The sequence below is a fragment of the Alteromonas sp. M12 genome (genome assembly GCF_037478005.1).
In the GTDB taxonomy this organism is placed as follows: Bacteria; Pseudomonadota; Gammaproteobacteria; order Enterobacterales; family Alteromonadaceae; genus Aliiglaciecola; species Aliiglaciecola lipolytica_A.
This window is the reverse complement of sequence record NZ_CP144164.1, coordinates 1,557,289-1,583,178: the sequence shown is the minus strand read 5'-3', so window position 1 is coordinate 1,583,178 and position 25,890 is coordinate 1,557,289. Positions and strand designations below refer to the sequence as shown.

Sequence of the window (25,890 nt, the reverse complement as noted above, 5' to 3'; positions counted from 1 at the left end):
TTAATCTAAATTTTTCTCTACCGGCACACCTTCTGATTTATAAACCACACCACCTTTCATCACAAAGTCGACCCGCTGTAATAAATTAATGTAACGTAAAACATCTCCGTGAACCGCGATAATATCGGCATCTTTACCCGCTGAAACCGTACCCGTTTTTTCATGGACACCCATCATAACTGCGGGCCAATAAGTTGCGGCACGAATCGTATCCATAGCACTTATATTCATTTCATCTACCCATACTGCCATTTCATTCCAGGTACTTTGACAATGAAACTTCGCCGGAATACCACTATCAGTGCCAACTAGAAAAACCACACCCGCGTCTTTCAATTGCGCGATCTTGCGTTTCAACGTAGGTTTACGTAGCGGTGTCAGTTGCATGTAGTCCAGTTGCCCTACATGTTCTAACGATCCTTTGATATCAGTAATTGTGTCTTCCTTGAGTCCACGCTTCCAACATTGGCTGTCTAATTTTTCAGGATTGGCAACAGTGGCAGGATAATTCCACAAACCTTCAACGGTGGGTGTCCAAAATAAAGGTCCGCCCGCTACTCGACCAGTTGCAGTGCGTTCTTTTAGCATTTTTACAATATCTTCGGGGTACTCAGGAGAGGTTGTTAGTCCAGTATGTTCAAAATTATCGACTCCGATTTCAAGACCGCGTCTAATTTCATTCGGTCTATGGGAATGCGCGATAACTTTAAGGCCTCTTTTATGCGCTTGATCGACAATAGCTTGGGCTTCTTCTAATTCCATTTTATCCTGATCAATTAATTTAATGATGTTCATACCTGCATCAGCTAATTTATTAACTTTTTGCTTTGCATCACGCACCCCATTGATGCCCCAACGAAACTGTTCCGTTCCTGGGTAGGCTTCATGTTGTAAGAACGGCCCTGACACATATAAGTTAGGACCAGGAATAGTGCCATCTTCAATTCGTTTTTTAACGCTTATGGTGTCATCTAAAGGTGCTCCTAAATCTCGAGCACTCGTGATCCCCGCGAGCAATAGTTGCACAGCACTCGCGGGCATAATTTCATCAGCCAAACGGTTTATGTAAGCTTTATCCCAATGCACATAGTCTGAGTGACCATTGAGCATTAAATGAGCATGGTTTTCCCACAGACCAGGTAACACATCCATCCCTTCGGTGGAAACAATTTGATACCCCTTAGGCACAGGTAAAGTATCAACTGTGCCTACTTGTTGAATAATTCCATCTTTGATTAAAATGACGCTATTCGCTATAGGTTGGTGCCCAAACCCATCAATTAAGCGTCCACCAACTAACGCTGTTTGCTCAGCAAAAACGCTGAAATTGATTAAACTGGCACACAATATTACGACCCAAAATTTAAGATGATTCATTCAAACTATTTCCTATATTGAGAATAACTAAAAAGCTAATCTATCCTATATCCACAAGTGATACAAAATCTTAGACAGCTAGTTAAATAAAGTACCAAGTGCTTGTTAAGTATGCACTCGAGTGGTAGACTTCCGCGCCCGTTTTCCATGGGTAGCAAGGTAATACTTGCATTTATGTAGTTTCTGGTCGCAAGAAACTACAAAATTTAATTTTTTAATTTGGAGTTCCAAAATGTCTGATGCAATTTTCAACTTGGATGCAGAAGTTCGTTCTGACTTGGGGAAAGGTGCGAGCCGCCGCCTACGTCGTGAAGACAAAGTCCCTGCTATCCTTTACGGTGCTGGTAAAGACCCAGTATCTCTAACACTAGCTCATAACAAAGTAATTCAAGCGCAAGAATTCGAAGCTTTTTATAGCCACGTTCTTACTCTTAACATTGCTGGTGAAAAAGTAGACGCGCTTGTTAAAGATATGCAACGTCACCCTTTCAAACCAAAAGTTACACACATAGATTTCTTGCGTGTTGATAAAAATAAAGAAGTTACAACCAATGTACCTCTTCATTTCATCAACGAAGATAAAGCGGAAGCAATTAAAACTGAAGGCGGTCACGCAGAACATCACATGAATGATGTTGAAGTAACATGTTTACCTGGCGTACTTCCAGAATTCATCGAAGTTAACTTAGAGTCTGTTGGTCTAGGTGAAACTGTTCACTTGTCTGACCTTGTGCTTCCTGAAGGTGTAGTTTTAGTTGAGCTTGCTAAAGGTGAGTCTCATGACTTGGCTGTAGCAACAATTAAAACAGCTAAAGGACCAAGCGCAGAAGAAGCTGAAGAAGGCGATTCTGAAGAAGCTGCATCTGAGGAATAAGTTGCTTGTCTGACATTCAACTTATTGTGGGCCTGGGAAATCCAGGCCCCGAATATCAAAATACCCGTCACAATGCCGGTACATGGTTTGTTGAAGCACTGGCAAAACAATTTGGGTGCACGCTCAAATTGGAAAATAAATTTTTTGGATATACTGGCCGCATTACTTATGCTGGACAGGATATTAGATTACTGATCCCTACCACCTATATGAATAAAAGTGGTCAGGCAGTTTCAGCTCTAAGCAGTTTTTATCGAATCCCCCCTGAAAATATGTTGGTTGCCTTTGATGAGCTTGATTTACCACCCGGTATTGTAAAATTCAAGGTTGGCGGCAGTTCCAGTCAAAATGGGATCAGGGATATAGTTTCAAAACTGGGAAACTTTAAAGACTTTTTACGCTTACGTATTGGCATTGGTCATCCAGGTGATAAATCCAGAGTTACCGGCCATGTGTTAGGAAAAGCGTCAAAACAAGATCAAGAAAAAATCGATGCCGCAATAGACGAAGCATTGCGTTGTACCGAAATATTGTTAAAGGATGATTTAAAAAAGGCAATGAATCGCCTTCATTCATTCAAAGTAGAATAACAGCATACGCCGGATTATCTGAGCGCCAAATAGTTTAAGGAACACCAAATGGGTTTTAAATGTGGAATAGTTGGTTTGCCCAACGTCGGAAAATCAACGTTGTTCAATGCATTAACAAAAGCTGGCATAGAAGCGGCTAATTTTCCGTTTTGTACGATTGAACCCAATACAGGCGTTGTACCTGTGCCAGATGAAAGACTGACTGCACTATCTGAGATCGTTAAACCGCAACGCGTCATTCCTACCACAATGGAATTTGTTGATATTGCAGGATTGGTCGCTGGTGCTTCTAAAGGCGAAGGTTTAGGTAATAAGTTTCTCGCAAACATTCGCGAAACAGATGCCATAGGACATGTTGTTCGTTGTTTTGAAAATGACAACATCGTGCATGTTGCAGGTAAAGTAGATCCACAAGATGACATTGAAGTTATCAACACTGAATTGGCCTTGGCTGATTTAGAAACCGTTGAAAAAGCACTACTTAGAGTGGCCAAAAAAGCTAAAAGTGGTGATTCTGATGCAAAATTCGAAATAAAAGTATTGGAAAAGATTAAGCCAGCATTGGATGAAGGAACTTTACTTCGCGGTGTGGCGCTAGAAAAAGAAGAACTAGCCGCAATTAGCTACATGAACTTACTGACGCTTAAACCGACAATGTATGTAGCAAACGTTAACGAAGATGGGTTTGAGAATAATCCTTATCTGGACAAAGTTCGCGCTATTGCTGAAAAAGAAAATGCAGTAGTTGTAGCAGTATGCGCAGAAATTGAATCTGAAATAGCAGAGTTAGATGAAGAAGAAAAAGCAGAATTTATGGATGAATTGGGTTTAACAGAACCCGGCTTAAACCGAGTCATTCGTGCGGGCTACAACTTATTGACCTTACAAACTTACTTTACAGCTGGAGTTCAAGAAGTAAGAGCTTGGACTTTCCCTGAAGGCTCAACTGCACCACAAGCTGCCGGTAAAATCCATACAGACTTTGAAAAAGGTTTTATTCGAGCTGAAATAATTGGTTACGACAACTTCGTAGAATTTAAAGGTGAGCAAGGAGCCAAAGACGCCGGTAAATGGCGTTTGGAAGGCAAAGACTACATTGTGAAAGACGGTGATGTTATTCACTTCCGCTTTAACGTCTAACTTGTAGTGTTCGACAATTTGATATTTGAAGAGGCCCATTAATTGGGTCTTTTTTATTTCCCATACGACCTATTTAAAAGAGAGAAACATATCCACATGATCGATACCGCCATCATCGTATAGCTCACTTTTTATTTCAAATCCCCACTTTTTATAAAACGCAATAACATCTACCTGAGCCGATAATAAAAGCCCTTCAACCTTCGTATCTTGTTGGAAATATACAATAATTTCATCCATCATTTGAGCTGCTAATCTTTGACCACGAGCATGGCTGTCTACAACAACTCGTTCTATTTTCCCGATAACCGATGCTTCGCCAACAATCCGTAATCGTGAATACGCCAACAATTGCTGCGTCTGTGAATAGACACATAAGTGTTTGGATAGTTGATCCAGATTATCAATATCGTCATAAAAACTTTTTTGTTCTAAAACAAAAACGTTCTGGCGTAAACGCAAAATTTGATAAAGCTGATTCGGGCTTAATTGCTCAAATGCATAAAAACAATAATTCATAAAACTAAGAATTCTCGATGCCTTAATATTAGTCGTTGCACTAGGTCAACTGTAATAATATTTTTACGGCTTAGATGGATGCCCCTAGTATGCCACCGCTATGCTTGTTAGCATAGATCAACTCATACAGAGATAAATATTAAAAACAAAGGATTTTCAATGGAATTAGGTACACTCATATCACTTACCGTGTATTTTATCGTGATGCTTGGTATAGGCCTTTACGCCTTCAGAGAGTCCACATCCGACATGACAGAATACATGCTCGGTGGTAGGACGTTAAGCCCTAAAGTGACAGCCTTATCTGCAGGTGCGTCAGACATGAGTGGTTGGATGTTAATGGGAGTTCCTGGCGCAATGTACGTATCCGGACTATCGAGTATCTGGATCGCGGCAGGATTAACCATAGGTGCTTTTCTGAATTATATTTTGGTTGCTCCAAGGCTTAGGGTTTACACTGAAGTGGCTAATAATTCTATTACCCTACCCGACTATTTTGAAAACCGATTCGAAGACAAAAGCCGCTTACTCCGAGTTATTTCCTCCGTCGTGATTATTATATTTTTTACCCTTTATACCTCCAGCGGTGTCGTTGCTGGCGGCAAGCTATTTGAATCCTCTTTTGGTTTAACATACGAAACCGGTCTTTATGTGACAGCCGGTGTGGTGGTTGCGTATACCTTATTTGGTGGTTTCTTAGCGGTGAGCATGACTGACTTTGTGCAAGGCTGCATAATGTTTGTGTCTCTTATTATGGTTCCCTTAGTTGTGTTGTTTGAAGTGGGCGGTATAGGCGAAGTCACCCAACAGATATCGAGTGTTAGTGAGAATATGATGAGTTTGTGGGTAGATGCATCAACTGGACAGGCACTCTCGGCCATCGGCATCATTTCGTTACTTGCTTGGGGACTCGGTTATTTTGGACAGCCACACATAATTGTAAGATTTATGGCTATTCGACATGTCAAAGACATGAAAGTAGCGAGACGGATTGGCATGAGTTGGATGATCGTCTCTTTGGCAGGCGCAGTTGCAACGGGTTTGTTCGGTTTAGCCTATATGACTAAAACCCAAGGAAATATTGAAGATCCTGAAACTATTTTTATTGTGTTATCACAATTGTTATTTAACCCATTTGTCGGCGGTTTTTTACTCGCAGCAATTCTAGCCGCAATTATGAGTACCATTTCATCGCAGCTACTGGTGACCTCAAGCTCATTGACGGGTGATTTTTATCAAGCATTTTTACGTCGTGGAGCCAGTCAAAAAGAGTTGGTCATGGTAGGTCGTATATCGGTGGCTTTAGTCGCTTTTGTAGCGGTAATGCTTGCGTATGACCGAGATAGCACAGTCCTCACATTAGTTAGTAACGCATGGGCTGGTTTTGGTGCGGCTTTTGGACCATTGGTTATCATTAGTTTGTACTGGAAGCGCATGACATTTGCTGGTGCATTAGCTGGTATGATTACCGGTGCAGTAACGGTACTCATTTGGGTTTTTGCAGACTTAACGATTAATGGACAGGCATTGAGCGATGTCATTTACGAAATAGTACCTGGGTTTATTGTAAGTTGTATCTTTACAGTGGGTGTCAGTCTTATGACAGCCAAGCCTACAGCAACTATTTGCCAGACATTCGATAGCGTTGACCGTGAATTAGAAGATTTGTAAAAAACGGCGAAAAAACACAGAGGTAAACAAGCTATTAACAAGTTGTTTACCTTTGCTTTTTTTAAACGATTTTGTTGCTAAATATAGTAAATGGTCATACCTATTCTGCTCTAAAGTATGTTATTGTTCTATGCATATAAGTATTTTGTCTAACGCTCGAATTTACGTGGAAATAAAACATGACTAACTCTATTCCGTCAGTGACTCATTTGAAACAGCTTGAGGCTGAAAGTATTCATATTTTCAGAGAAGTTGCTGCAGAATTCGATAACCCAGTAATGCTCTATTCAGTAGGAAAAGACTCTTCGGTCTTATTACACTTAGCCCGCAAAGCTTTTGCCCCAGGTAAAATTCCTTTTCCTTTATTACATGTCGACACCACTTGGAAATTCCACGAAATGATCGAATTCCGTGACAAGATGGCTAAGAAGCATGATTTAGATTTGCTAGTTCATATCAACCAAGAAGGTATCGATATGGGCGTAGGTCCGTTTTCCCACGGTAGTGCCAAGCATACCGATATAATGAAAACGGCTGGATTAAAACAAGCTCTGAACAAATATAAATTTGATGCCGCTTTCGGTGGGGCTCGTCGCGATGAAGAGAAGTCTCGTGCTAAAGAAAGAGTCTACTCTTTCCGTGATGATAACCATCGTTGGGATCCAAAAAATCAACGTCCAGAATTGTGGAATATCTATAATTCGCAAATCAATAAAGGGGAAAGTATTCGTGTATTCCCTATGTCTAACTGGACTGAGTTAGATATTTGGCAATATATTTACCTAGAAAATATTGAAATCCCTTCACTATACTTAGCCAAACCCAGACCTGTTGTTGAAAGAGATGGGGTTTTGTTTATGGTTGACGACGATCGTATGCCTTTAGAAGAGGGTGAAGTACCGCAAATGCGTTCAGTTAGATTTAGAACCTTAGGCTGTTATCCACTAACGGGTGCTGTCGAATCTACAGCGGATACCTTACCTGAAGTCATCCAAGAAATGTTGTTAACTAAAACTTCAGAGCGTCAAGGAAGGGTTATAGATCATGACTCTTCAGGTTCAATGGAGAAGAAAAAGATGGAAGGATATTTCTAATGGCTAACAACATCGTATGGCATCAACATGATGTCGACAAGCAACGCAGAGCCAAAGCAAAAGCACAAAAACCATCAGTAATTTGGTTAACAGGTCTTAGTGGCTCTGGCAAATCGACTATTGCTAATTTATTAGAAAAGAAACTAGCTGAAGCCAGCAAGCATACTTATTTGCTTGATGGTGACAATGTTCGTCACGGTTTGTGTGGCGACCTAGGTTTTAGCGACTCTGATAGAGTTGAAAACATACGCCGAATCAGCGAAGTGGCTAAACTTTTTGTAGATTCAGGATTAATCGTACTCACAGCGTTCATTTCGCCATTCAAAGCGGACAGAGATTTTTGTCGTAGTTTGCTGGCCGAAGGGGAATTTATCGAAGTGTTTGTCGATACTCCCTTAGAAGTTTGCGAGCAACGGGACCCAAAAGGACTTTATCAAAAAGCTCGTCAGGGCGATATTAAAGACTTTACGGGAATTGATTCCACCTACGAAACACCAGAGAATCCAGAAATTCATTTAACATTTTCAGGACAAAGCGCGGAAGAATCTGCTGAGTTATTGTTTAAAATGTTACAGGAAAAAGGATTTTTAGACTGATGTTTGACCATGCTCTCGCAACGCAAGTCGCTGAAATAACCCATAAAGCAGGGACAGCCATACTTGAAATATATAAAAAAGATTTCGCTATTTACGAAAAGTCTGATGAAAGTCCTTTGACCGAAGCAGATTTAGCCGCACATCACATCATTGTGGATGGACTCAAAGCGATTTCGGAACTGCCTATTTTATCAGAAGAGTCTGCCAGTATTGACTGGAAAACTAGACAAACCTGGGATGATTACTGGCTGGTTGACCCACTAGATGGCACTAAAGAATTCGTAAAGAAAAACGGTGAGTTTACCGTTAACATCGCTTTAATTAGTAACGGAAAGCCTGTTTTAGGCGTAGTTTATGCCCCAGTACTAAATGCCACTTATGTTGGTGTTAGTGAACTAGGCGCATATAAGATAGATGGTGGAGAAATTAACGATATTAGCGTTAAACCACACCAAGATGGCGAAACCTGGCAAGTCGTAGGTAGCCGTTCACACCAAAGCCCTGAAATTAAATCATTACTGGATTCTCTGCCTGGCCAGACAGAATTAGTAGCAATGGGAAGTTCACTTAAACTGTGTTTGGTTGCTGAAGGCAAGGCTCACCTATATCCTCGATTAGGTCCAACATCTGAATGGGATACAGGTGCAGCACAAGCGGTAGTTGAAGCTGCTGGCGGTAAAGTTACCGTTATCAATTCAGACAACCCATTGGATCCTGATGCCCCAGCGTTACGTTACAATCAAAAAGATTCTGTATTAAACCCTTATTTTTTGGTGAGTTGCTAAAATATGAATAGCGAAAACACATTACTACAAAAAGATATATTGTCTTACTTAGATCAACATGAGAAAAAAGATCTTCTTCGATTCCTTACTTGCGGAAGTGTAGATGACGGCAAAAGTACGCTTATCGGACGTTTGTTACACGACTCAAAAATGATCTATGAAGATCAGTTAGCAGCGATTACCAAAGACAGTAAAAAAGTAGGCACAACAGGCGAAAAAGTTGACCTTGCTTTGTTGGTTGATGGATTACAATCAGAGCGTGAGCAAGGTATCACCATTGATGTAGCTTACCGTTATTTTTCGACTGATAAACGTAAATTTATCATTGCAGATACTCCAGGACACGAACAATATACGCGTAACATGGTAACAGGTGCTTCAACCTGCCAAATGGCGATTATTTTAGTCGACGCCCGTGCTGGCGTGAAAACGCAAACTCGTCGTCACTCATTTTTAGTCTCGTTGTTAGGTATCAAACACGTCATTGTTGCTATCAACAAAATGGATTTGATGGATTATAGTCAGACTGTTTTTGAAGAGATTAAGCAAGATTATTTGGAGTTTTCTAAACAACTAGACATTCCTGATATCACTTTTATTCCTTTGTCTGCACTTGATGGCGATAACGTGGTGAATAAAAGCGAACACACGCCTTGGTATACTGGAAGTACCTTGATGACAGCGTTGGAAAATATAGAAATCGGTAAAGATCTCAATCTGGATGATTTCCGCTTCCCTGTGCAATATGTCAATCGCCCACATCTTAACTTCCGCGGATTTGCTGGTACAGTTGTATCTGGTCAAATTGCAGTAGGCGATAAGGTTACGACCTTGCCATCTGGAAAACAGTCAACGGTAAAATCAATCGTTAACTTTGAAGGTGAACAACAGCTTGCTCATGCTCCATTGACTACGACCTTAACCTTAGAAGACGAAATTGATATATCTCGTGGCGATATGATTGTTAAGTCGGATAATTTACCATTACATGGAAATACGTTTAAGACCCATTTGGTTTGGATGGATGAAGAAGCATTGATTCCAAACAAGCAGTATGGTTTTAAATTTGCGACGAAATTCGTACCGGGTTCGGTCACCAATATCAATTATTTAATTGACGTCAATACCATGGAAAAGAAAGAAGCAGTACATCTGAACTTAAATGAGATTGCGGTTGCTAATATCAAGCTTACTCAGATGGTTGCTTGTGACCCCTATACTGAAAATCGTGCTACAGGTGCGTTTATCATTATAGATAGGGTAACAAATGGAACTGTGGGCGCAGGAATGATAATCGAGCAGACACAGGCGACAACGGCTGTGAATCAATTCTCAGAATTTGAAATTGAGTTCAATACTTTGGTTAGAAAACACTTCCCACATTGGAATGCCACTGACATAACCAAGTTATAATTACTCGAACTCCCAGCTGTGGATTTTAATCAATTTGCTGTTATCGCGATTTTTTTCGCAACTATTGCGGCGCTTATCTTTACTGATAAGCGCCCTTCTTCTGTGTTTGCAGGTTCCACATTAGCATTAATGCTATTTGGCCAAATAACATTCTCAGAAGTTGCCCATAACCTTACCAACGAAGGCTTACTGACCCTTATTATTTTGCTGTTAGTTAGCACCGCCGTTGATAAGACATCCATGATTAAAAGTTTAGGCAGAAAACTGATTACAGCCAGTTTTAAAGCGAGTTACTGGCGATTGTTTGGACTCACTTTTGCATCCTCAGCACTACTAAATAACACCGCAGTGGTTGCCAGTATGATTGCTCCAATCAGTCAAAATCAACATCATCCTGCATCAAAGTTACTTATTCCGCTGTCCTACTCCGCAATATTAGGCGGGACAGTCACGCTTATAGGAACATCTACCAACTTGATTGTAGATAGTTTCCTGATTGAACAAGGTCACCCTGGCTTTCAGTTCTGGGACTTTACCTTTTACGGACTGGTTGCTGGCCTAAGTTGTGGCTTATTAATGTTTTTATTAACACCAATTTTGCCAAATATTGAGACCCGCAAAGGGAATTTTCAATATTACTTTATAGAAGCTGAAGTGATAGCTGATTCAGAATTGATCGGAAAAACCGTAGAACAAAATCATTTACGAAATTTACCTGAATTGTTTTTAGTTGAAATCATTCGTGACGGGCAATTAATTAGTCCAGTAGCTCCCGACCTGATGATTTTAGAAAAAGATAAATTAATTTTTTCTGGAAACATAAAGAACGTAGACAGCCTTTCACATATAAAGGGGTTAGTGTTATTTGCCGAAACAGATGGCCTTTTAAGAGATAACTTAACCGAAGTTATCATCTCAAATCGAGCTCAAATTATAGGCAAAACCCTTAAAGCTGTTGGGTTTAGAGCCCTATTTGATGCTGCAGTTGTTGCTATTCGAAGAGATGGTGAGCAGTTATCTGGTAAATTGGGAGACATTAAATTGCAAGCCGGAGATTTCCTCTTACTTGCAACGGGACAAGATTTTGTTAACAGGCACAACCTGAGTAAAAACTTCTTTATCATTTCTGAACAAAAAATTTCAACCCGTCTAAATAAACCTCAAGAAATTTTGACCATTGGTGGATTTTTATTAACCATTTTATTAGCTGCAACTTCGGTACTCAGTTTATCTTCAGGCTTATTATTTTTCATGGCAGCGTTAATCGTCGCCGGTGTTATTAATAATTCAGAGCTAAAACGAAACATTCCAATTAACTTAGTAATTGTGATTGTTGGCGCATTGAGTTTAGCGTCTGCCCTATCTTCTTCAGGCGTAATTGATCTAATAACCGGTTCCTTAAAACCCTTTTTAAGTGACAGCAGTCCATTTATAGCTTTGCTGGTTGTCTACGGGTTAACCCTACTGTTGACAGAATTGGTCACCAACAATGCAGCCGCAGCCCTGATGTTTCCTTTCGCATACGGTGTAGTTCAACTGCTAGAAGTTCCACTTATGCCCTTCGCATTAGCGGTAGCATTTGCTGCCAGCGCTAGTTTTTTATCACCTTATGGATATCAAACCAATTTATTAGCGTTTAATGCCGCCAATTATAAATTTAAACATTTTATCAACTTTGGTTGGCCAGTTTCTTTACTGTATTCGAGTATCGTTTTGCTGCTGTTGAAGTATTCTTACAGCCTCTAATTCTAAAATTCCTACTACAAAATTTTGGTACCAAATCGTGGACAGGCACCAAAACTACTAAATCGTGGACAGGCACCAAAACTACAATTTGTGGACAGGCAACCAAACTAGACCTGAATTCAATTTAAACTAGACTTCTCATTACCAAAATTACTACTAAGCTATTGTGAATTGCATTAAAAATGGATTAAAAAATGCCTGTTGCAAGGAAGCATCAAATTAGCCTGGTTGATACGCCGTATTACCACTGTGTATCTAGGTGCGTTCGCCGTGCCTACCTATGTGGCATAGACACTCATAGCGGTCAAAATTATGAACATCGACGCCAATGGGTTGAGGACCGATTATTATTACTCACATCTGTTTTTTGCATTGATGTATGTGCCTATGCAGTCATGAACAACCATATTCACGTGGTATTGCATGTAAATAAAACTAAAGCACTTGGTTTATCAGACACAGACGTCATCAAAAATTGGCAAAAAATACACAAGCCAACCGAATTAGCTCTGCAGTTTATCCAAACTAAATCACCGGAATTGAACGAAACCCAAAGACAAGCCCTCAATAATACAATATCAATATATCGTCAGCGCTTATTTGATATTAGTTGGTTTATGCGCGAGTTGAATGAACCGATTGCTCGACGGGCAAATCTAGAAGATAAGTGTACTGGGCATTTTTGGGAAGGTAGATTTAAATCCCAAGCGTTGCTAGACGAAAAAGCGCTAACCGCTTGCATGGTATATGTCGATTTAAACCCTATTAGAGCTAAGATAGAGGCTACACCTGAAACTTCGAGTCACACTAGCATTAAACGACGCATTGCGGCATTTCAAAAAGGTATTCAACCTCGCGAATTAATGCCTTTTGTTTCTGAAAATGACAAAGAGTCGTGCTTACCTTTAAATTTGATCGATTATATAAGCTTAGTGAGGGAAACAGCTAAAATATCCAATCCATCGCATGACAATTTAGTTACTACTTCTCAACAGAGTATTCTAACCAAACTGAATTTTATTGAATCAACTTGGTTTACTCTCAGTCACCAATTCGAAGCGATTTATGGTCTTGCAGCAGGTAGTTATCACGCCTTAAAACGATTCAAAGAACATACGAACAGGAAAAGAATACTAAGTGTCACAGATAATTATTATTGAGTAAGAGCCTAAAGAATAATATCTGCAACACAAATTCTAATGCGACCAATTTACAATTAACGGAACAGAACTTTTTCTTTATTAAACCAGTTTACGCAAAATGCCAACAAACCTGCGGCAATCAAAGCCGTAGACCCGAAAATTGCAATCAACTGAAAATAATCCATTGTACCTTTAATCAATTCTTTTATAGCCAATGCAACGTTAGTTAAAGGTACCCAAGCCCAAATCCCTTTCAGTTCAACCCCGGGCGCCATGGCTAAAAAGATAGGGATAAACAACAACATCATCAACGTCCCCATATAACTTTGCGCCTCCTTGTAACTTTTAGCGTAGATGGACAGGCTTAATAAAATAGATGCGAAAATAGCTACCACGGGAATTAACATCAGGAACATTAGAATAAAGTCTACAGCGCCAATGGATGACATAAATGTCACCACAAACTCAATCGCTAAACCCTGACTAAGTATCAGCCCCCATAATGCCATGCTGGTGACGGTAATGAGTGCTGAAGTTAAACCTGCAAAGGCGATAGTTAGAAATTTACCTAATACTAGTTTGTAGCGCTCAATAGGCGAAATTAACAAGGTCTCTAAGGTTCCTCTTTCCTTTTCTCCCGCCCCTAAATCTGCAGCCGGAAACATTGCCCCTTGAAGACACAATATAAAAATAAAGTAAGGTATTAAACCACCTATTTTCTCTCCCCAATTTTCGCGGCTGTCAGCAGTATTAACTTTCTCTAGAATAATCGGATTTAATACAGCAATTTGTTGTTCTTCTGATAAATTCAATTTAGCAAAAGCGGACGCCCTTAATTTTTGAAGTTGTTCATCAACTATTTCATTTACACGATAAAAAACGCGATTCAAGCCAGAATCATTTAGATGAAGTTTTAGCAGTGCCTGTCCAGATTGCAAAACGTCATCAGAGTAATTTGCTGGAATTTCTAAGACAAAATCGACTGTATTCTCTTGGATCAATTTTTTGTAATCCGTCTGCTGATTGATTTCAACTCTTTTAAAACCATCAATTTGCATTAATTTAGCATCAATATCAGGAGCGTACCGTCCTCCTATCAACGCATAATTCAACACTTTATTTTGTGCTTCAGTCGCGGCATTTTGCGCAAAATAAATAGCTATACCAGCGAAAGCAGGCATTACAAGTATGGGAACAGCAATCATAAAAAATAGCGTTTTTTTATCTCTGACTAGTTCTTTTAATTCTTTTAAAAACACCAACCACATTATGACACTCCCTTTTGAATGGTGGCTAAGAAAGCATCATGTAAATTACCATCTATTGCCTGTCTCCTAAATTCATCAAGACTGCCATCAAACTGACTTATCCCTTTATCAATAACAGTTACTCTGTCACATAACTCCTCCACTTCACTGAGATGGTGAGTCGAAAAAATGACGGGGATATCTTTGTTTTTCAAACTACGAATAAAATCCAGCACAGTTTGAGTCGCCATTATGTCTAGACCTGTAGTTGGCTCATCCAATATAACGACTTCAGGATTATGGACTACAGCTCTGGCAATTGATGTTTTTTGCTTCATTCCAGTAGAAAAGTTTTCACTTCGTCGATCCAAAAAAGTTCCCATTTCTAACAAGTCTGATAATTCTGTTATGCGACTTTCGATTTCTTGTTTATGCATACCGTGCAACTGTCCAAAATACTCAATATTTTCACGACCAGTCAAACGACCATATAACCCTGTGGAACCTGATAGAAATCCAATTTTCTGACGAGCAACTAAGGGATCTTCTAATACATTAACGTCGTTTATAAAGACACTTCCCTGATTTGGTTGCAGGGCCGTAGATAGCATTCTTAAAGTTGTAGTTTTACCTGCCCCATTAGGGCCGAGTAAACCAAGTACCTCCCCCTTATTTACTTTAAACGTCACATCCAATACAGAATGGAAGTACCGGCCTTTAAGGCGAGGATCTTTCTTTTCTTGCTCGCTAAGTTTTTTGGGATTCTCAACCTCAAACTTTTTAGCTAAGCTCTTTATTTCTATCATTACTTTTCCCTGATTGCATTTTAGCTAGATAAACTCTACAGATTTATAAAGTAAACTAAACAGTCAATATTCAAGCAAATGCCTGTAATTCGGACATACTTGTTCAATAGTGTATAACTTGCTGGATTTATTACATATAATTGAAAAAGTTCTGCTTTACATTTATACAAAATAAAACAACTACGCCATTTAGAGTGAATCAAGAAAAACTTTAACCTAACGAGAGCACCTTTGTTATGCAACCCACTAATCCATTCCAAGCATCTCTACAAATATTCACAAAACCAAATGGAGTTTTTGAAGCTGCTAACAATAATAATAATTGGTCTTGGATACCTTTCATATTAGTTATGAGTTTTGTATTACTACCAATATATTTATATTACAATTTTGTTGATTTTGAATGGTATCGTGATTTTATCGTTAATAGTACAGCTGGTAATCTTAGTCCTGCCGAACAAAATAATATTCGAGCGCAAATCAAACCAGATTTTCTTGTTACTGGTATGCTTATCGTTGCTTTTTTATTCCAAGTAATCATCAATTTGATACTTGCTGCTTATCTCAATTTAGTCGCTAAAACAGATGATGAGTGTATTAATGGGTTTACAGATTGGTACGGTTTTACATGGTGGGTCTCGTTACCCTCGGTAATTGGTTTTATTGCGGCCTTAATCAGCCTGACTTTAGCTGAAAACAATCAAATTTCCATTGGCCAATTAAACCCTCTAGCTTTGTCGTATTGGTTAAGTTTAGACGAAGGATCAAAGTGGTATGGGTTAGCTAATTTAATAAAGCCTGAACTATTTTTTAGTATTTACCTGATAGCTGTGGGGCTTAGCCGCTGGACCAAATTTAACAGTTCGAAGATTTATACAATTGCAATTGCGCCTTTTGCAATAATAATAGTACTGTGGTTTTTCTTGTTATTAATGAAATAACCATGGCAAAGTTATTTTGAGCGAGCTGGTCTGAAGTAGTCCTGATTCATGTAGAAGTCTTCGTTCTCGTTTGCTAAGTGCCAACCTGGTATGCCTAAAAGCGGAATGGGTGATAGTTTTCTCGAGTTTGAAAGCAAATGTTTACGATTTAAAAGGTCATAAATAGCAGAATCTAAAATAGTTAACTGCCGATCATAATTTTCCTCGAAAAAACTGTTATCAACTCTTATAGCTAACCATTTCCCAGTCAACCCGATAAAAGGATTTAGAAGCATTTCATAATTTGCGTGTCCAAAAACAAACGCTTTAGCTGCCGGCATCTTAACATGACTGTCTTGGTTATTTTTAACATGACTGTCCTGGTTATTTAGCCGCTCCAAATCGTGATGTAAATACGAGTTATAATTTGCCCACTTATGTCTGTCTTCAATAAAAACCTTTTGCCATTGATGATTAGACAGGTTTTCACATATTTGTGGATCCGAGACAGCCAAAATAACGCCACATTCATCAAACAGTGTAATTTGGTTTCGTCGATGGGTACGCGGTGTTAAACCATGGGATTGAATATCTTCAACATGCCACTCGTTTAAAAGTGTTTTAGTTTTAGGAAAATTAAGCCAAATCAAACCATTAAATAAGTCATGCCAAGAATTAGGTCGGGTAGGAATAATTTTGTCTTTGAAAATGATGGTTTCGTAATAGTCTTCCGAATCAGACATGGAATTTTGACATTTAAAAGACTGTTTAAAATCAATTTGACATGCCTGTCCATGATTCAAACTCTGACTGAAATCATTTTGCGGTGCCTGTCCACGTTCAAGAGACGCTAGGCTGCTTTGAAGTGCCTGTCCACGTTGGGTATTTTGCGGTGCCTGTCCACGTTGGGTATGTCCACGTTGGGTAGAGCCATTCTCTGTGGTAATAAGCCTATTTTTTAAAGTGTTGAGCGTGTCTGCATGCAATAAGTGCTCAAATTTAGTTAAGCTATAACGCTGTTCAAGCTCAGTAAAAGGCGGCCTTTTTGCAATGCCTGTCCACAATTCTTGGCATTCGCTAGGCGATGTTGGGTTAAGTGTTGTCATTAGCTACTAGAGTCTTTTTGATGGATTTCTTATACTGGACGCAAATGTAATAATAAGAGTAACAATATGCAATCACGACGTTTTATTTTTCCCGTTGTTTTTTCGATTTTGGCTTTGGCCGGATGTGAACAACTCCCAGACAGCAATAGTCCGCAAAGTAACTTCCAGCAGGTGTATGACAGCATCAGTGAACAGGAGTTGAAACAGCACGTCAAAACTATATCGTCTGACGAATTTGAAGGTAGAGCACCAACCTCAGCAGGGGAAACGAAAACCCTTGAGTATTTAGTGAATAATTTCAAAACGCTAGGATTTCAACCTGGCAATGGTAATAGTTATCTTCAAGCAGTGGAATTAATGGAAATTACTGCTGATCCAAACATGCAACTACGCATGGGACAAAATACATTTGAATACCAAAAAAATATGGTTGCATCTTCGAAACGTGAAACTGCCCAAGTTAATCTGAATGACTCCGAAATTGTATTCGTTGGTTACGGTGTAAATGCACCAGAATACAATTGGAATGACTATGAAGGCCTAGATGTAAAAGGCAAAACCGTGGTCATTTTAGTTAATGATCCTGGGTTCGAAAATCCCGAAAGTGGTAAGTTTCAAGGTAAAACTATGACTTACTATGGTCGCTGGACATACAAATATGAAGAAGCCAGCCGTCAAGGCGCTGAAGCAGCCATTATAGTCCATGAAACAGCGCCAGCCTCATACGGTTGGTCAGTTGTATCCAACAGCTGGAGTGGCCCGCAATACAGTTTAGTTTCCAAAAATGGTAACTCAGACAGAGTCGCGGTAGAAGGTTGGATTAGTCTTGAAGCCGCCAACAAAGTGTTTGCCGAAGCAGGCCTTGATTTCAGCCATGAAAAAGCGCAAGCAATGCAAGGCCCCTACTCCAAAGCATTAGGCACAACAGCTTCAATTACAATAAACAGTAAGCTGAAAAAGTCAGTGAGCAATAATGTTATCGCAACATTACCTGGCAGCGTCGCTCCTGACGAACACATAATTTACACCGCGCACTGGGATCATTTAGGCATGGACACCAGTTTAAAAGGGGACCAAATCTATAATGGTGCTCACGATAATGCGACAGGGGTAGCCGCCAGTTTAACTATGGCAAAAGCATTTTCAGAGCTTTCTATTCGTCCAGCACGTTCAATTACCTTTTTAATTGTAACAGCTGAAGAGCAAGGTTTGCTTGGCTCTAAATACTATTCCGAACACCCAATTATTCCGTTAGATAAAACCGTAGCAAATCTAAACATGGATGCCCTCAACGTTTTAGGCAGAACAAAAAATGTTTCAGTTGTGGGAATGGGGAAATCTGATTTAGAGAACTATCTTCAGTCAGCCGTCACTAAGCAAGGCCGTTATCTGACACAAGAAGATAGACCGGAAGCTGGATCATATTATCGTTCCGATCATTTCAGTTTCGCAAAACAAGGGGTCCCTGCCCTTTATGCTAAAGGTGGCAACGAACCAATAAACGAAGCGACCGCTAAATATCGTAAACGCGCCAGTGTAGTAGTAAAAGGTTGTTACCATCAGGTATGTGATCAATTCAGAGAAAACTGGGACTTTGGCGGCATTCAAGAAGATACGCAAATGTTATTCGATGTGGGCTACAGCATTGCCAACTCAAATGATTGGCCACAATGGAGTAAAACCAGCGAATTTCAGCGTTAAAACTATCTAAAACAAAAATGCCAGCAATTATGCTGGCATTTTTTTATGAATTAAAATTCACATTTACTTCTGACTTTCTTTGATAAAGTGACTGAGCTCTTTAATGCAGTGACGCAATACTGGGTTTAAGCGTGTATTTTTGCCGTTCATAACAAATAACTCATGTTCAAATTTGAACATATTACCACCACCAACAGGGACTAAACCCAAGCCAGCGCCTTGTTCTTTGGTCATATAATCAGGCAACAAACCTACATACTCACCAGTCATGATAGCCGACATGCAGCCATCGAAAGAGTCAGAAAACGTTTGAATAGCTAAACGTCTTTCATCTTGAATATAATTAGCTGAGGACAACCCTGAAATCCCAATTGCCGGATAATCTTCTATCTTCACGGTCTCAGGTAAATCTTCTTTATACTTAGCCAACGGATGTGAAGGGGCGCAATATAATCTTCCATGACAAATATGATCAACAGTATGGAAGGTTACCGATTCTGGTTTTACCATGTCATAAGTTGAGATAACTAAATGACACTCGCCGGATAAGGCCACATGCTCAACTTCATTGTAAAGTCGGGTTTGTATATTGACGTGAATATCATCAAACTTCTTCATTGTGCTTTTAACTGCTTTACTAACAGCTAACTGCATAGAAAGAGGTAATCCAGCCATCAATACTAGTGTGATATGGCCAGAATAATCATCATGTAAACTCTTCAAGTTAAACACAAAATTATCAAAAGCATTAAAGATTCGTTTAGTTTCCTGAAAAACTACTTCACCCTCTTTGGTCATTTGGAAACCGCCACGGCCTCGATGACAAAGCACTAGATCTAATCTTTCTTCGAGCTTTTTAATTGCAGCACTGATATTCGGACGTTGCATTCTAAGCACAGGTTCAGCAGCGGTGAAGCCGTTGCATGAGGCGACAGCATAGAAAACACGTAACAATTTTATGTCTGATTCTTGTAAGCGGTTTAACATAAAAACACCAAGTTAAGGTATATAAATAGATACTCTAATTGCTATATTAGGCAAGCTGCCACTGTATTACAATCATTAATTACAGTTTATTCTATTGATGTTTTAGGGATTTAAAACACTTAACTCAAAGTCACAACCTTATCTAAACTCATACCTTTTTGCCCCTCAACACTCTCGTCATCACAAGTAAGTAGCCATTAGTACATAGCAAAACTATCTTCAATCCCCCTAAGATAGTTTTACACTTTGCTCACGAAGAAGTTCCACTTCATCTCGTAAACTCGCCGCTTTTTCAAATTCCAACTCTCTGGCTGCAGTGAACATTTGCTTTTCTAATTCAGCAATTTTCGCCATCAACTCTGTGGCTGTCATTGCTTTGTATGTTTTATTCGCTTCAGCAATTTTACGCAATTTAACTTTGCCACCAACATCCACCGAATTACCCTCTCCTATATCCATAATATCGGTAATAGGTTTGTTTAATTGCGTGGGCACGATACCATTATCAAGGTTATGTTGATGTTGCTTCTCCCGTCGGCGCTCGGTTTCTTCCATTGCTCGTTGCATTGAACCAGTGATTCGGTCGGCATAGAGTATTGCTTTGCCATTCACGTTTCGAGCAGCCCGCCCCATAGACTGAATCAGTGAGCGATCAGAGCGCAAAAAGCCTTCCTTATCAGCATCTAAAATGGCGACTAATGAAACTTCTGGCATATCCAAACCTTCTCGAAGCAGGTTAATCCCCACTAGAACATCGAATTTACCCAATCGTAAATCGCGGATAATTTCAATACGCTCAACCGTATCTATGTCTGAATGCAGATATCTTACTCGAATGCCATGTTCATCCAGATAATCCGTGAGGTCTTCCGCCATGCGTTTGGTTAGCGTGGTTACTAACACTCTTTCGTTTTTCACCACACGCAAGTTTATTTCCGACATTACGTCGTCAACCTGGCTAGCAACGGGTCTCACTTCTACTTCAGGATCTAACAAACCTGTTGGTCTAACAACTTGCTCAACGATATCGTCACCGGACTTTTCAATTTCATACTTACCGGGCGTGGCTGAAACATAAATAGTTTGTGGAGAAATTTGTTCAAATTCTTCAAACTTTAATGGTCGGTTATCTAATGCTGAAGGCAACCTAAAACCGAATTCAACGAGGGTTTCTTTACGAGAACGGTCGCCTTTGTACATGGCACCAATTTGCGAAACAGTCACATGCGACTCATCCACAAACAACAAACCGTCGGCTGGAAAATAATCTAATAATGTTGGCGGTGGCTCACCAGGCGCTCTGCCTGATAAATACCGAGAATAATTTTCAATACCAGAGCAGTACCCTAACTCTTGCATCATTTCCATATCAAATTGAGTACGCTGCACTATGCGTTGCTCTTCAACTAATTTATGTACTGATTTCAGTTGTTCTCTGCGATCTTTGAGCTCTACTTTAATATGCCCTATTGCCTCTAAGATCTTTTCCCGTGGAGTAACATAGTGCGTTTTCGGAAAGACAGTGGCGCGAGTAACAGTTTGTTCAACGCTGCCAGTCAATGGATCAAATAATCGAATGGCATCGATTTCTTCATCAAACAACTCGACTCTGATTCCTTGCTTCTCCGAATCAGCCGGAAAAATATCAATTACATCACCGCGCACACGAAAAGTACCACGCTCAAAAGAGACATCGTTGCGAGCATATTGCAACTCCGCTAAGCGACGAAGAATAGCCCGTTGATCCATTAAATCCCCTTGACGCAAATGTAACAACATTTTCATATAAGACTCAGGATCACCTAGTCCATAAATAGCTGAAACACTCGACACAATAATAACGTCGCGACGCTCCATCAAAGACTTGGTGGCTGACAAGCGCATTTGTTCAATATGGTCATTTATGGAAGAGTCTTTTTCAATGAAGGTATCAGTACTCGGAACGTAAGCTTCGGGCTGATAATAATCGTAGTAAGAAACAAAATACTCAACAGCGTTGTTAGGAAAAAACTCTTTCATTTCTCCGTATAATTGCGCTGCGAGGGTTTTATTGTGAGCAAGAATTAACGTCGGTCTTTGTACTTGCGAGACAATATTCGCCATTGTAAAGGTTTTACCAGAACCAGTTACCCCCAACAATGTTTGATTTGCTAACCCGCTTTCCAAGCCATCGACAAGTTTTTCGATCGCTTGGGGCTGATCACCCGCGGGTTGATAATGTGAGGATAATTCAAATGGTCGACTCAATTCTTTTTCCTTACTTAATTAGGCAGGTTGGTGTCGCGTATCGATGCTCTTAGTAAACCAAACGTAAGCCACAATTGCGGTACAAATATTAGCTAATATAATGCCAAAAAACATGCCTTTAATATCTAACAACTCGCTTCCTAAATAAGCCAATGGTACAAAAAACAAAAATAACCTAATGACGCTTAAGATCAATGCTGATATCGGTTGATGCATGGCATTAAAGGAAGAATTTGTGAGAATAACAACGCCCTGCAATCCATAACCAAGGGGCACTATATACAAAAATAAAACAATTAAGTCTGCAACCTGCTGTTCTTCGGCAAACAAAGAGGCAACAAATGGTGCGACTAAACACAGAAGAAGGTAAACAACTAGCTGAATAATGAGTACAAACTTAAGCGAAAGTACGTAACTAGAAGCAACTCGAGTAACTTTGTTAGCCCCAAAATTTTGACTGATAAACGGAGGTAACGACATTGATAGTGCTAACACCAAGATACTGGCAATCGATTCTAAGCGACTTCCCACGCCCCAAGCCGCTACGGCTCCAGGACCATAACCAGCAGCAATTGCAGTGATTATGCCGCCAGCAATTGGAGTTAGCATATTGGCTCCAGCCGCAGGTAAACCTATTCGTAAAACCCCACCACTGGTCAGCTTTAGCTCTTTTAAGGTCAATAACCGAGGAAGCATTAATTTCCGTTTTACGGCAAGTAAATACAATATATAGAGCAGCCCTATTCCCCAAGCAATAGCGGTAGCTAGCGCCGCACCTTGAATTCCCATCGCTGGAACGGGTCCCCAACCAAAAATAAAGATGGGATCTAAAATAACGTTAATTATGCCACCACAGGTCATAATAATACTGGGGGTTTTAGTATCTCCAGCGGCTCTTAAAACACTATTTCCCACCATGGGAACAGCTAAAAATATGGCCGCTGCATACCACACCACCATATAGTCATTTATGTAAGGCAATAAGTCATCTGTTGCCCCCATCAAACGAAAAATAGGGTCAATAGTTAAATAACCGATAAAAGCCAACGCACCGACTAAAATAAAAGAGAGCATTAAAGCGCCAGTGGCAAATTCCTTGGCTAAGTGAGTTTCACCTGACCCCAAGGAACGACCAATAATCGCTGAGGTGCCGATGCCAAGACCTATGTTTAAGCTAATAATGGTAAATGTGACAGGAAATGTGAAGCTGATTGCTGCCAGTTCTTCAGTACCCAACATACTCACAAAAAACGTGTCGGCTAATCCAAACGTCATCAACATAATCATCGCCAAAATCATTGGCAACGTCATCCGTCTTAATGTTTCGAAAATGGGACCATTCAGCAAATCATTGTTTCGGTTTGTTGCTTTGGACTCATTCACTGTATTTGTACTCGTTAAGGCTAATCGACAATGATAATAGACATAGTGAAAATTAACTATGTCTAAACTACTTTTTACTTTATTTGGGGTGTAATTGCGCTGCGAAAGCAAGCGCATAATTATATGACAGACAGATTTTCGAATATATGCCTATTTATATATTTTTTACTGCTTAGATAAGGATCCCATTGATCTGATCGTCTCGGAACGGAAAATTTTAAGTTTTTATTAACTGCCGAAAAATGTTAATAAATTGTCAATTTTTCAACATCTTACTAAACAGATTCTATCTACCTAGCAAAACTACACACAGGAAAACGAATGTTAGGTAACTTTATGTACCACCTTGGTGCAATTTCTATCGAAAACACAATAAACCATTGATAATAAAGAATAAAATATTTTTTCATAAAAATATCAAATGCTATATTGACTTCTTTAAACAAATTAGATTTTGTTATTTTCAAGTGTTATACACAAACTTATCCACAGGATTAGTGGATAACTGCACTAACACCAATAAAGCCGCTATGTTACAGTAATGTGACTAAAAATTAGGTAAGTCAACGCTAACCTGACGGGCTATAAGTTTATGTTTCAGATTTATTAAACACTGTTGTAAAACACAGTGATCAACTAAATCTTTATAACAAAATAGTATAGTAAGCTGTATTTTTGCTAATTAAAGTTCAAAGTAATTCTGGCACTTTTATTGCCGAATTATTGCGCAATTTAGTTGCTAATTTGTAACGTAAAAACAGTTCTTTCTAAATTTTAAAAATGACAGCTTGAAGTTTTTTATATCTAGTACGCGAAATTTTTTAGTGCTTTTCTAATTTGCTAAAAGAAAAAGAGATGTTGTTTTAGCCGGAAAAGTAGTTTTTTTTAAAATTTTTAATTTTATCAAAATCGAGTTTGAGTAATAAAAATAGCGCTAACTGCTAAATATGAGCTATTTTTAAAGCGAAAATAGCTGCTTATTCAATCAATTTGAAAGAAAGCCTAAAAAACTAAGATATTGTATTGACAGAACGGTTGATGCTCATTAATATTCGCCTCCGTTGAAATCAGGTCCCCCTTAGCTCAGTTGGTTAGAGCGACGGACTGTTAATCCGCAGGTCCCCCGTTCGAGTCGGGGAGGGGGAGCCAACTTCAACGACACAATTTGATTCCCCCTTAGCTCAGTTGGTTAGAGCGACGGACTGTTAATCCGCAGGTCCCCCGTTCGAGTCGGGGAGGGGGAGCCAAATCTCCTGGCTCTATCTCTTAATATCTTTTTAATGTACAAATTTGGCTAAATTTTGGCCGCAATAACCTTATGAATATCAAGTTGTTAATCGGTCTGTAAACAGAGATAATAGACACTGTTTGCATCATCGTTGGGCGATACACATATCAAATGAGTGAATTTTTAGTTTTATTAGTAGGTACAGTACTGGTAAATAACTTCGTATTGGTCCAATTTCTGGGTCTATGCCCGTTTATGGGTGTGTCTAACCGGTTAGAAACTGCGATTGGCATGTCAATGGCAACGACTTTCGTACTTACCCTCGCCTCTTTAACCAGCTACTTAGTCGAACATTATGTTCTTCAGCCACTAGGTATGGGTTATCTGCGCACCTTGAGTTTTATACTCGTTATAGCAGTAGTTGTGCAATTTACTGAAATGGTGGTGCATAAAACAAGTCCAACCTTATATCGTTTACTTGGTATTTTTTTACCGCTTATCACCACCAATTGTGCGGTTTTAGGTGTTGCCTTACTTAATGTTAATCAAGATCATAATTTTGTAGAGTCGGTTATTTATGGTTTTGGCGCCGCGCTTGGTTTCTCCTTAGTGTTAATACTTTTTTCTGCTATGCGTGAGCGATTAGCTGCTGCAAATGTGCCCTCTCCTTTTAAAGGAGCTTCCATAGCAATGATTACCGCGGGCTTAATGTCGATGGCATTTATGGGCTTTACTGGTTTGGTGAAGTTTTAATGACGTTAGTGATCGCACTTATTGTAATAGGAATCATGGCGCTTATTTTCGGCGCGATACTCGGTTATGCCGCGATTCGATTTCGCGTTGAAAGTGATCCCCTAGTCGAACAAATAGATGCACTTTTACCTCAAACCCAATGTGGCCAATGTGGCTTTCCAGGTTGTCGTCCTTATGCAGAATCCATTGCTAACGGTGATGACATTAACAAATGCCCTCCTGGTGGAGACGCCACCATCAAACAATTGGCCGAGTTAATGGGGGTTGAAGCGAAACCTTTAGATGCCGCCCACGGACAAGAAGACGTCAAAAAAGTCGCTTTTATTCGCGAAGATGAATGTATTGGCTGTACTAAATGTATTCAAGCTTGCCCAGTGGACGCGATTATTGGTGCAGCCAAACAAATGCATACTGTTATTCAAGATGAATGTACCGGATGTGATTTGTGTGTCGAGCCTTGTCCAGTTGATTGTATCGACATGATTCCGGTTGAACAGAATACTTCTTCATGGCGATGGCAACTCGATGCTATTCCAGTAAAACAAGTCAATTGAGGAAGTTTAAA

At 39.6% G+C, this 25,890-nt stretch carries 22 protein-coding genes and 2 tRNA genes; 16 read left to right on the top strand and 8 right to left on the bottom strand.

The window, feature by feature from the left end; genetic code table 11:
- On the bottom strand, positions 1-1,377 hold the full coding sequence (locus VUI23_RS06815; protein WP_342807450.1) for an amidohydrolase family protein: 1,377 nt from the start codon (positions 1,375-1,377) through the stop codon (positions 1-3).
- 232 nt (positions 1,378-1,609) lie between these two features.
- Here VUI23_RS06815 and VUI23_RS06810 point away from each other — a divergent pair, with 232 nt between their 5' ends.
- Genes VUI23_RS06810 through ychF form a run of 3 tightly spaced genes read left to right on the top strand, consistent with a single transcriptional unit; the run spans position 1,610 to position 3,981 of the window.
- Positions 1,610-2,251 carry a 50S ribosomal protein L25/general stress protein Ctc gene (locus tag VUI23_RS06810; RefSeq protein ID WP_216050274.1) on the top strand — a complete coding sequence of 214 codons (642 nt, stop codon included), beginning with the start codon at positions 1,610-1,612 and terminating at the stop codon, positions 2,249-2,251.
- 5 nt (positions 2,252-2,256) lie between these two features.
- Entirely contained in the window at positions 2,257-2,841 is a 585-nt protein-coding gene (pth, locus tag VUI23_RS06805; RefSeq protein WP_216050273.1) for an aminoacyl-tRNA hydrolase, read from the top strand.
- Positions 2,842-2,889: 48 nt separating this feature from the next.
- Positions 2,890-3,981 carry a redox-regulated ATPase YchF gene (gene ychF / locus VUI23_RS06800; protein ID WP_216050272.1) on the top strand — a complete coding sequence of 364 codons (1,092 nt, stop codon included), beginning with the start codon at positions 2,890-2,892 and terminating at the stop codon, positions 3,979-3,981.
- Positions 3,982-4,050: 69 nt separating this feature from the next.
- On the opposite strand, the gene VUI23_RS06795 is transcribed toward ychF, so the two are convergent.
- Entirely contained in the window at positions 4,051-4,500 is a 450-nt protein-coding gene (locus VUI23_RS06795) for a GNAT family N-acetyltransferase (protein WP_342807448.1), read from the bottom strand.
- Positions 4,501-4,659: 159 nt separating this feature from the next.
- Between VUI23_RS06795 and putP the strand changes: the two genes are divergently transcribed.
- The 7 genes from putP (at position 4,660) to VUI23_RS06760 (ending at position 12,965) form a co-directional block, all read left to right on the top strand.
- Positions 4,660-6,171: a sodium/proline symporter PutP gene (gene putP / locus VUI23_RS06790; RefSeq protein WP_303500220.1), complete on the top strand. Its 1,512-nt coding sequence runs from the start codon at positions 4,660-4,662 to the stop codon at positions 6,169-6,171.
- Between the two features lie 179 nt (positions 6,172-6,350).
- A complete protein-coding gene (gene cysD / locus VUI23_RS06785; RefSeq protein WP_216050269.1) occupies positions 6,351-7,265 on the top strand; it encodes a sulfate adenylyltransferase subunit CysD in 915 nt (304 codons plus the stop codon).
- Positions 7,265-7,861 (top strand): adenylyl-sulfate kinase, encoded by a 597-nt coding sequence (gene cysC, locus VUI23_RS06780; RefSeq protein ID WP_216050268.1) that lies wholly within the window; start codon positions 7,265-7,267, stop codon positions 7,859-7,861. Before cysD ends, cysC begins: the two co-directional genes overlap by 1 nt.
- Entirely contained in the window at positions 7,861-8,646 is a 786-nt protein-coding gene (gene cysQ, locus VUI23_RS06775) for a 3'(2'),5'-bisphosphate nucleotidase CysQ (RefSeq protein ID WP_216050267.1), read from the top strand. The genes cysC and cysQ overlap by 1 nt, the downstream gene beginning before the upstream one ends.
- Before the next feature lie 3 nt (positions 8,647-8,649).
- Positions 8,650-10,059, top strand: a complete 1,410-nt coding sequence (cysN, locus tag VUI23_RS06770; RefSeq protein ID WP_216050266.1) for a sulfate adenylyltransferase subunit CysN — start codon at positions 8,650-8,652, stop codon at positions 10,057-10,059.
- An 18-nt stretch (positions 10,060-10,077) separates the two neighbouring features.
- Positions 10,078-11,805, top strand: coding sequence for an SLC13 family permease (locus tag VUI23_RS06765; protein WP_342807446.1), 1,728 nt, complete (start codon positions 10,078-10,080; stop codon positions 11,803-11,805).
- Between the two features lie 194 nt (positions 11,806-11,999).
- Complete coding sequence (locus tag VUI23_RS06760; protein ID WP_342807444.1) at positions 12,000-12,965, top strand: transposase; 966 nt, start codon at positions 12,000-12,002, stop codon at positions 12,963-12,965.
- A gap of 56 nt (positions 12,966-13,021) precedes the next feature.
- On the opposite strand, the gene VUI23_RS06755 is transcribed toward VUI23_RS06760, so the two are convergent.
- Together VUI23_RS06755 and VUI23_RS06750 are read right to left on the bottom strand one after the other, a co-directional pair.
- Positions 13,022-14,215: an ABC transporter permease gene (locus tag VUI23_RS06755; protein ID WP_342807442.1), complete on the bottom strand. Its 1,194-nt coding sequence runs from the start codon at positions 14,213-14,215 to the stop codon at positions 13,022-13,024.
- Positions 14,215-15,000, bottom strand: a complete 786-nt coding sequence (locus tag VUI23_RS06750) for an ATP-binding cassette domain-containing protein (RefSeq protein WP_342807440.1) — start codon at positions 14,998-15,000, stop codon at positions 14,215-14,217. Before VUI23_RS06750 ends, VUI23_RS06755 begins: the two co-directional genes overlap by 1 nt.
- Positions 15,001-15,236: 236 nt before the next feature.
- On the opposite strand from VUI23_RS06750, the gene VUI23_RS06745 reads away from it, so the two are divergent.
- The gene (locus tag VUI23_RS06745) at positions 15,237-15,941 is read left to right on the top strand and encodes a YIP1 family protein (protein WP_216050261.1); all 705 of its coding nucleotides are present in this window, start codon (positions 15,237-15,239) and stop codon (positions 15,939-15,941) included.
- Positions 15,942-15,952: 11 nt separating this feature from the next.
- Here VUI23_RS06745 and VUI23_RS06740 read toward each other — a convergent pair whose 3' ends face one another.
- Positions 15,953-17,026 carry a DUF3025 domain-containing protein gene (locus VUI23_RS06740; protein ID WP_342807438.1) on the bottom strand — a complete coding sequence of 358 codons (1,074 nt, stop codon included), beginning with the start codon at positions 17,024-17,026 and terminating at the stop codon, positions 15,953-15,955.
- 66 nt (positions 17,027-17,092) lie between these two features.
- Here VUI23_RS06740 and VUI23_RS06735 point away from each other — a divergent pair, with 66 nt between their 5' ends.
- Positions 17,093-18,727: a M28 family metallopeptidase gene (locus VUI23_RS06735; RefSeq protein WP_342807436.1), complete on the top strand. Its 1,635-nt coding sequence runs from the start codon at positions 17,093-17,095 to the stop codon at positions 18,725-18,727.
- A 63-nt stretch (positions 18,728-18,790) separates the two neighbouring features.
- On the opposite strand, the gene VUI23_RS06730 is transcribed toward VUI23_RS06735, so the two are convergent.
- The 3 genes from VUI23_RS06730 to VUI23_RS06720 all read right to left on the bottom strand — a co-directional run bounded on the left by VUI23_RS06730 (position 18,791) and on the right by VUI23_RS06720 (position 23,344).
- Positions 18,791-19,714, bottom strand: coding sequence for a LysR family transcriptional regulator (locus VUI23_RS06730; protein ID WP_342807434.1), 924 nt, complete (start codon positions 19,712-19,714; stop codon positions 18,791-18,793).
- A gap of 228 nt (positions 19,715-19,942) precedes the next feature.
- Positions 19,943-21,961: an excinuclease ABC subunit UvrB gene (gene uvrB / locus VUI23_RS06725; protein WP_303500224.1), complete on the bottom strand. Its 2,019-nt coding sequence runs from the start codon at positions 21,959-21,961 to the stop codon at positions 19,943-19,945.
- An 18-nt stretch (positions 21,962-21,979) separates the two neighbouring features.
- Entirely contained in the window at positions 21,980-23,344 is a 1,365-nt protein-coding gene (locus VUI23_RS06720) for an MATE family efflux transporter (protein WP_342807432.1), read from the bottom strand.
- Positions 23,345-24,416: 1,072 nt separating this feature from the next.
- Between VUI23_RS06720 and VUI23_RS06715 the strand changes: the two genes are divergently transcribed.
- The 4 genes from VUI23_RS06715 (at position 24,417) to rsxB (ending at position 25,879) form a co-directional block, all read left to right on the top strand.
- Positions 24,417-24,493 (top strand) — tRNA-Asn (locus VUI23_RS06715).
- A 21-nt stretch (positions 24,494-24,514) separates the two neighbouring features.
- A tRNA-Asn gene (locus VUI23_RS06710) sits at positions 24,515-24,591 on the top strand.
- A gap of 152 nt (positions 24,592-24,743) precedes the next feature.
- A complete protein-coding gene (rsxA, locus tag VUI23_RS06705; RefSeq protein WP_216050255.1) occupies positions 24,744-25,325 on the top strand; it encodes an electron transport complex subunit RsxA in 582 nt (193 codons plus the stop codon).
- A complete protein-coding gene (rsxB, locus tag VUI23_RS06700; protein WP_216050254.1) occupies positions 25,325-25,879 on the top strand; it encodes an electron transport complex subunit RsxB in 555 nt (184 codons plus the stop codon). Before rsxA ends, rsxB begins: the two co-directional genes overlap by 1 nt.
- The last annotated feature ends 11 nt before the right edge of the window (positions 25,880-25,890 follow it).

Bases quoted from the DNA above. Each gene is read 5' to 3' on its own strand.
- VUI23_RS06760 (WP_342807444.1), top strand. From the start codon at position 12,000: ATGCCTGTTGCAAGGAAGCATCAAATTAGCCTGGTTGATACGCCGTAT.
- cysQ (WP_216050267.1), top strand. From the start codon at position 7,861: ATGTTTGACCATGCTCTCGCAACGCAAGTCGCTGAAATAACCCATAAA.
- cysN (WP_216050266.1), top strand. From the start codon at position 8,650: ATGAATAGCGAAAACACATTACTACAAAAAGATATATTGTCTTACTTA.
- VUI23_RS06745 (WP_216050261.1), top strand. From the start codon at position 15,237: ATGCAACCCACTAATCCATTCCAAGCATCTCTACAAATATTCACAAAA.
- putP (WP_303500220.1), top strand. From the start codon at position 4,660: ATGGAATTAGGTACACTCATATCACTTACCGTGTATTTTATCGTGATG.
- VUI23_RS06740 (WP_342807438.1), bottom strand. From the start codon at position 17,026: ATGACAACACTTAACCCAACATCGCCTAGCGAATGCCAAGAATTGTGG.
- VUI23_RS06815 (WP_342807450.1), bottom strand. From the start codon at position 1,377: ATGAATCATCTTAAATTTTGGGTCGTAATATTGTGTGCCAGTTTAATC.
- ychF (WP_216050272.1), top strand. From the start codon at position 2,890: ATGGGTTTTAAATGTGGAATAGTTGGTTTGCCCAACGTCGGAAAATCA.
- VUI23_RS06795 (WP_342807448.1), bottom strand. From the start codon at position 4,500: ATGAATTATTGTTTTTATGCATTTGAGCAATTAAGCCCGAATCAGCTT.
- cysC (WP_216050268.1), top strand. From the start codon at position 7,265: ATGGCTAACAACATCGTATGGCATCAACATGATGTCGACAAGCAACGC.
- VUI23_RS06735 (WP_342807436.1), top strand. From the start codon at position 17,093: ATGCAATCACGACGTTTTATTTTTCCCGTTGTTTTTTCGATTTTGGCT.
- VUI23_RS06750 (WP_342807440.1), bottom strand. From the start codon at position 15,000: ATGATAGAAATAAAGAGCTTAGCTAAAAAGTTTGAGGTTGAGAATCCC.
- rsxB (WP_216050254.1), top strand. From the start codon at position 25,325: ATGACGTTAGTGATCGCACTTATTGTAATAGGAATCATGGCGCTTATT.
- VUI23_RS06810 (WP_216050274.1), top strand. From the start codon at position 1,610: ATGTCTGATGCAATTTTCAACTTGGATGCAGAAGTTCGTTCTGACTTG.
- cysD (WP_216050269.1), top strand. From the start codon at position 6,351: ATGACTAACTCTATTCCGTCAGTGACTCATTTGAAACAGCTTGAGGCT.
- VUI23_RS06755 (WP_342807442.1), bottom strand. From the start codon at position 14,215: ATGTGGTTGGTGTTTTTAAAAGAATTAAAAGAACTAGTCAGAGATAAA.
- VUI23_RS06730 (WP_342807434.1), bottom strand. From the start codon at position 19,714: ATGTTAAACCGCTTACAAGAATCAGACATAAAATTGTTACGTGTTTTC.
- rsxA (WP_216050255.1), top strand. From the start codon at position 24,744: ATGAGTGAATTTTTAGTTTTATTAGTAGGTACAGTACTGGTAAATAAC.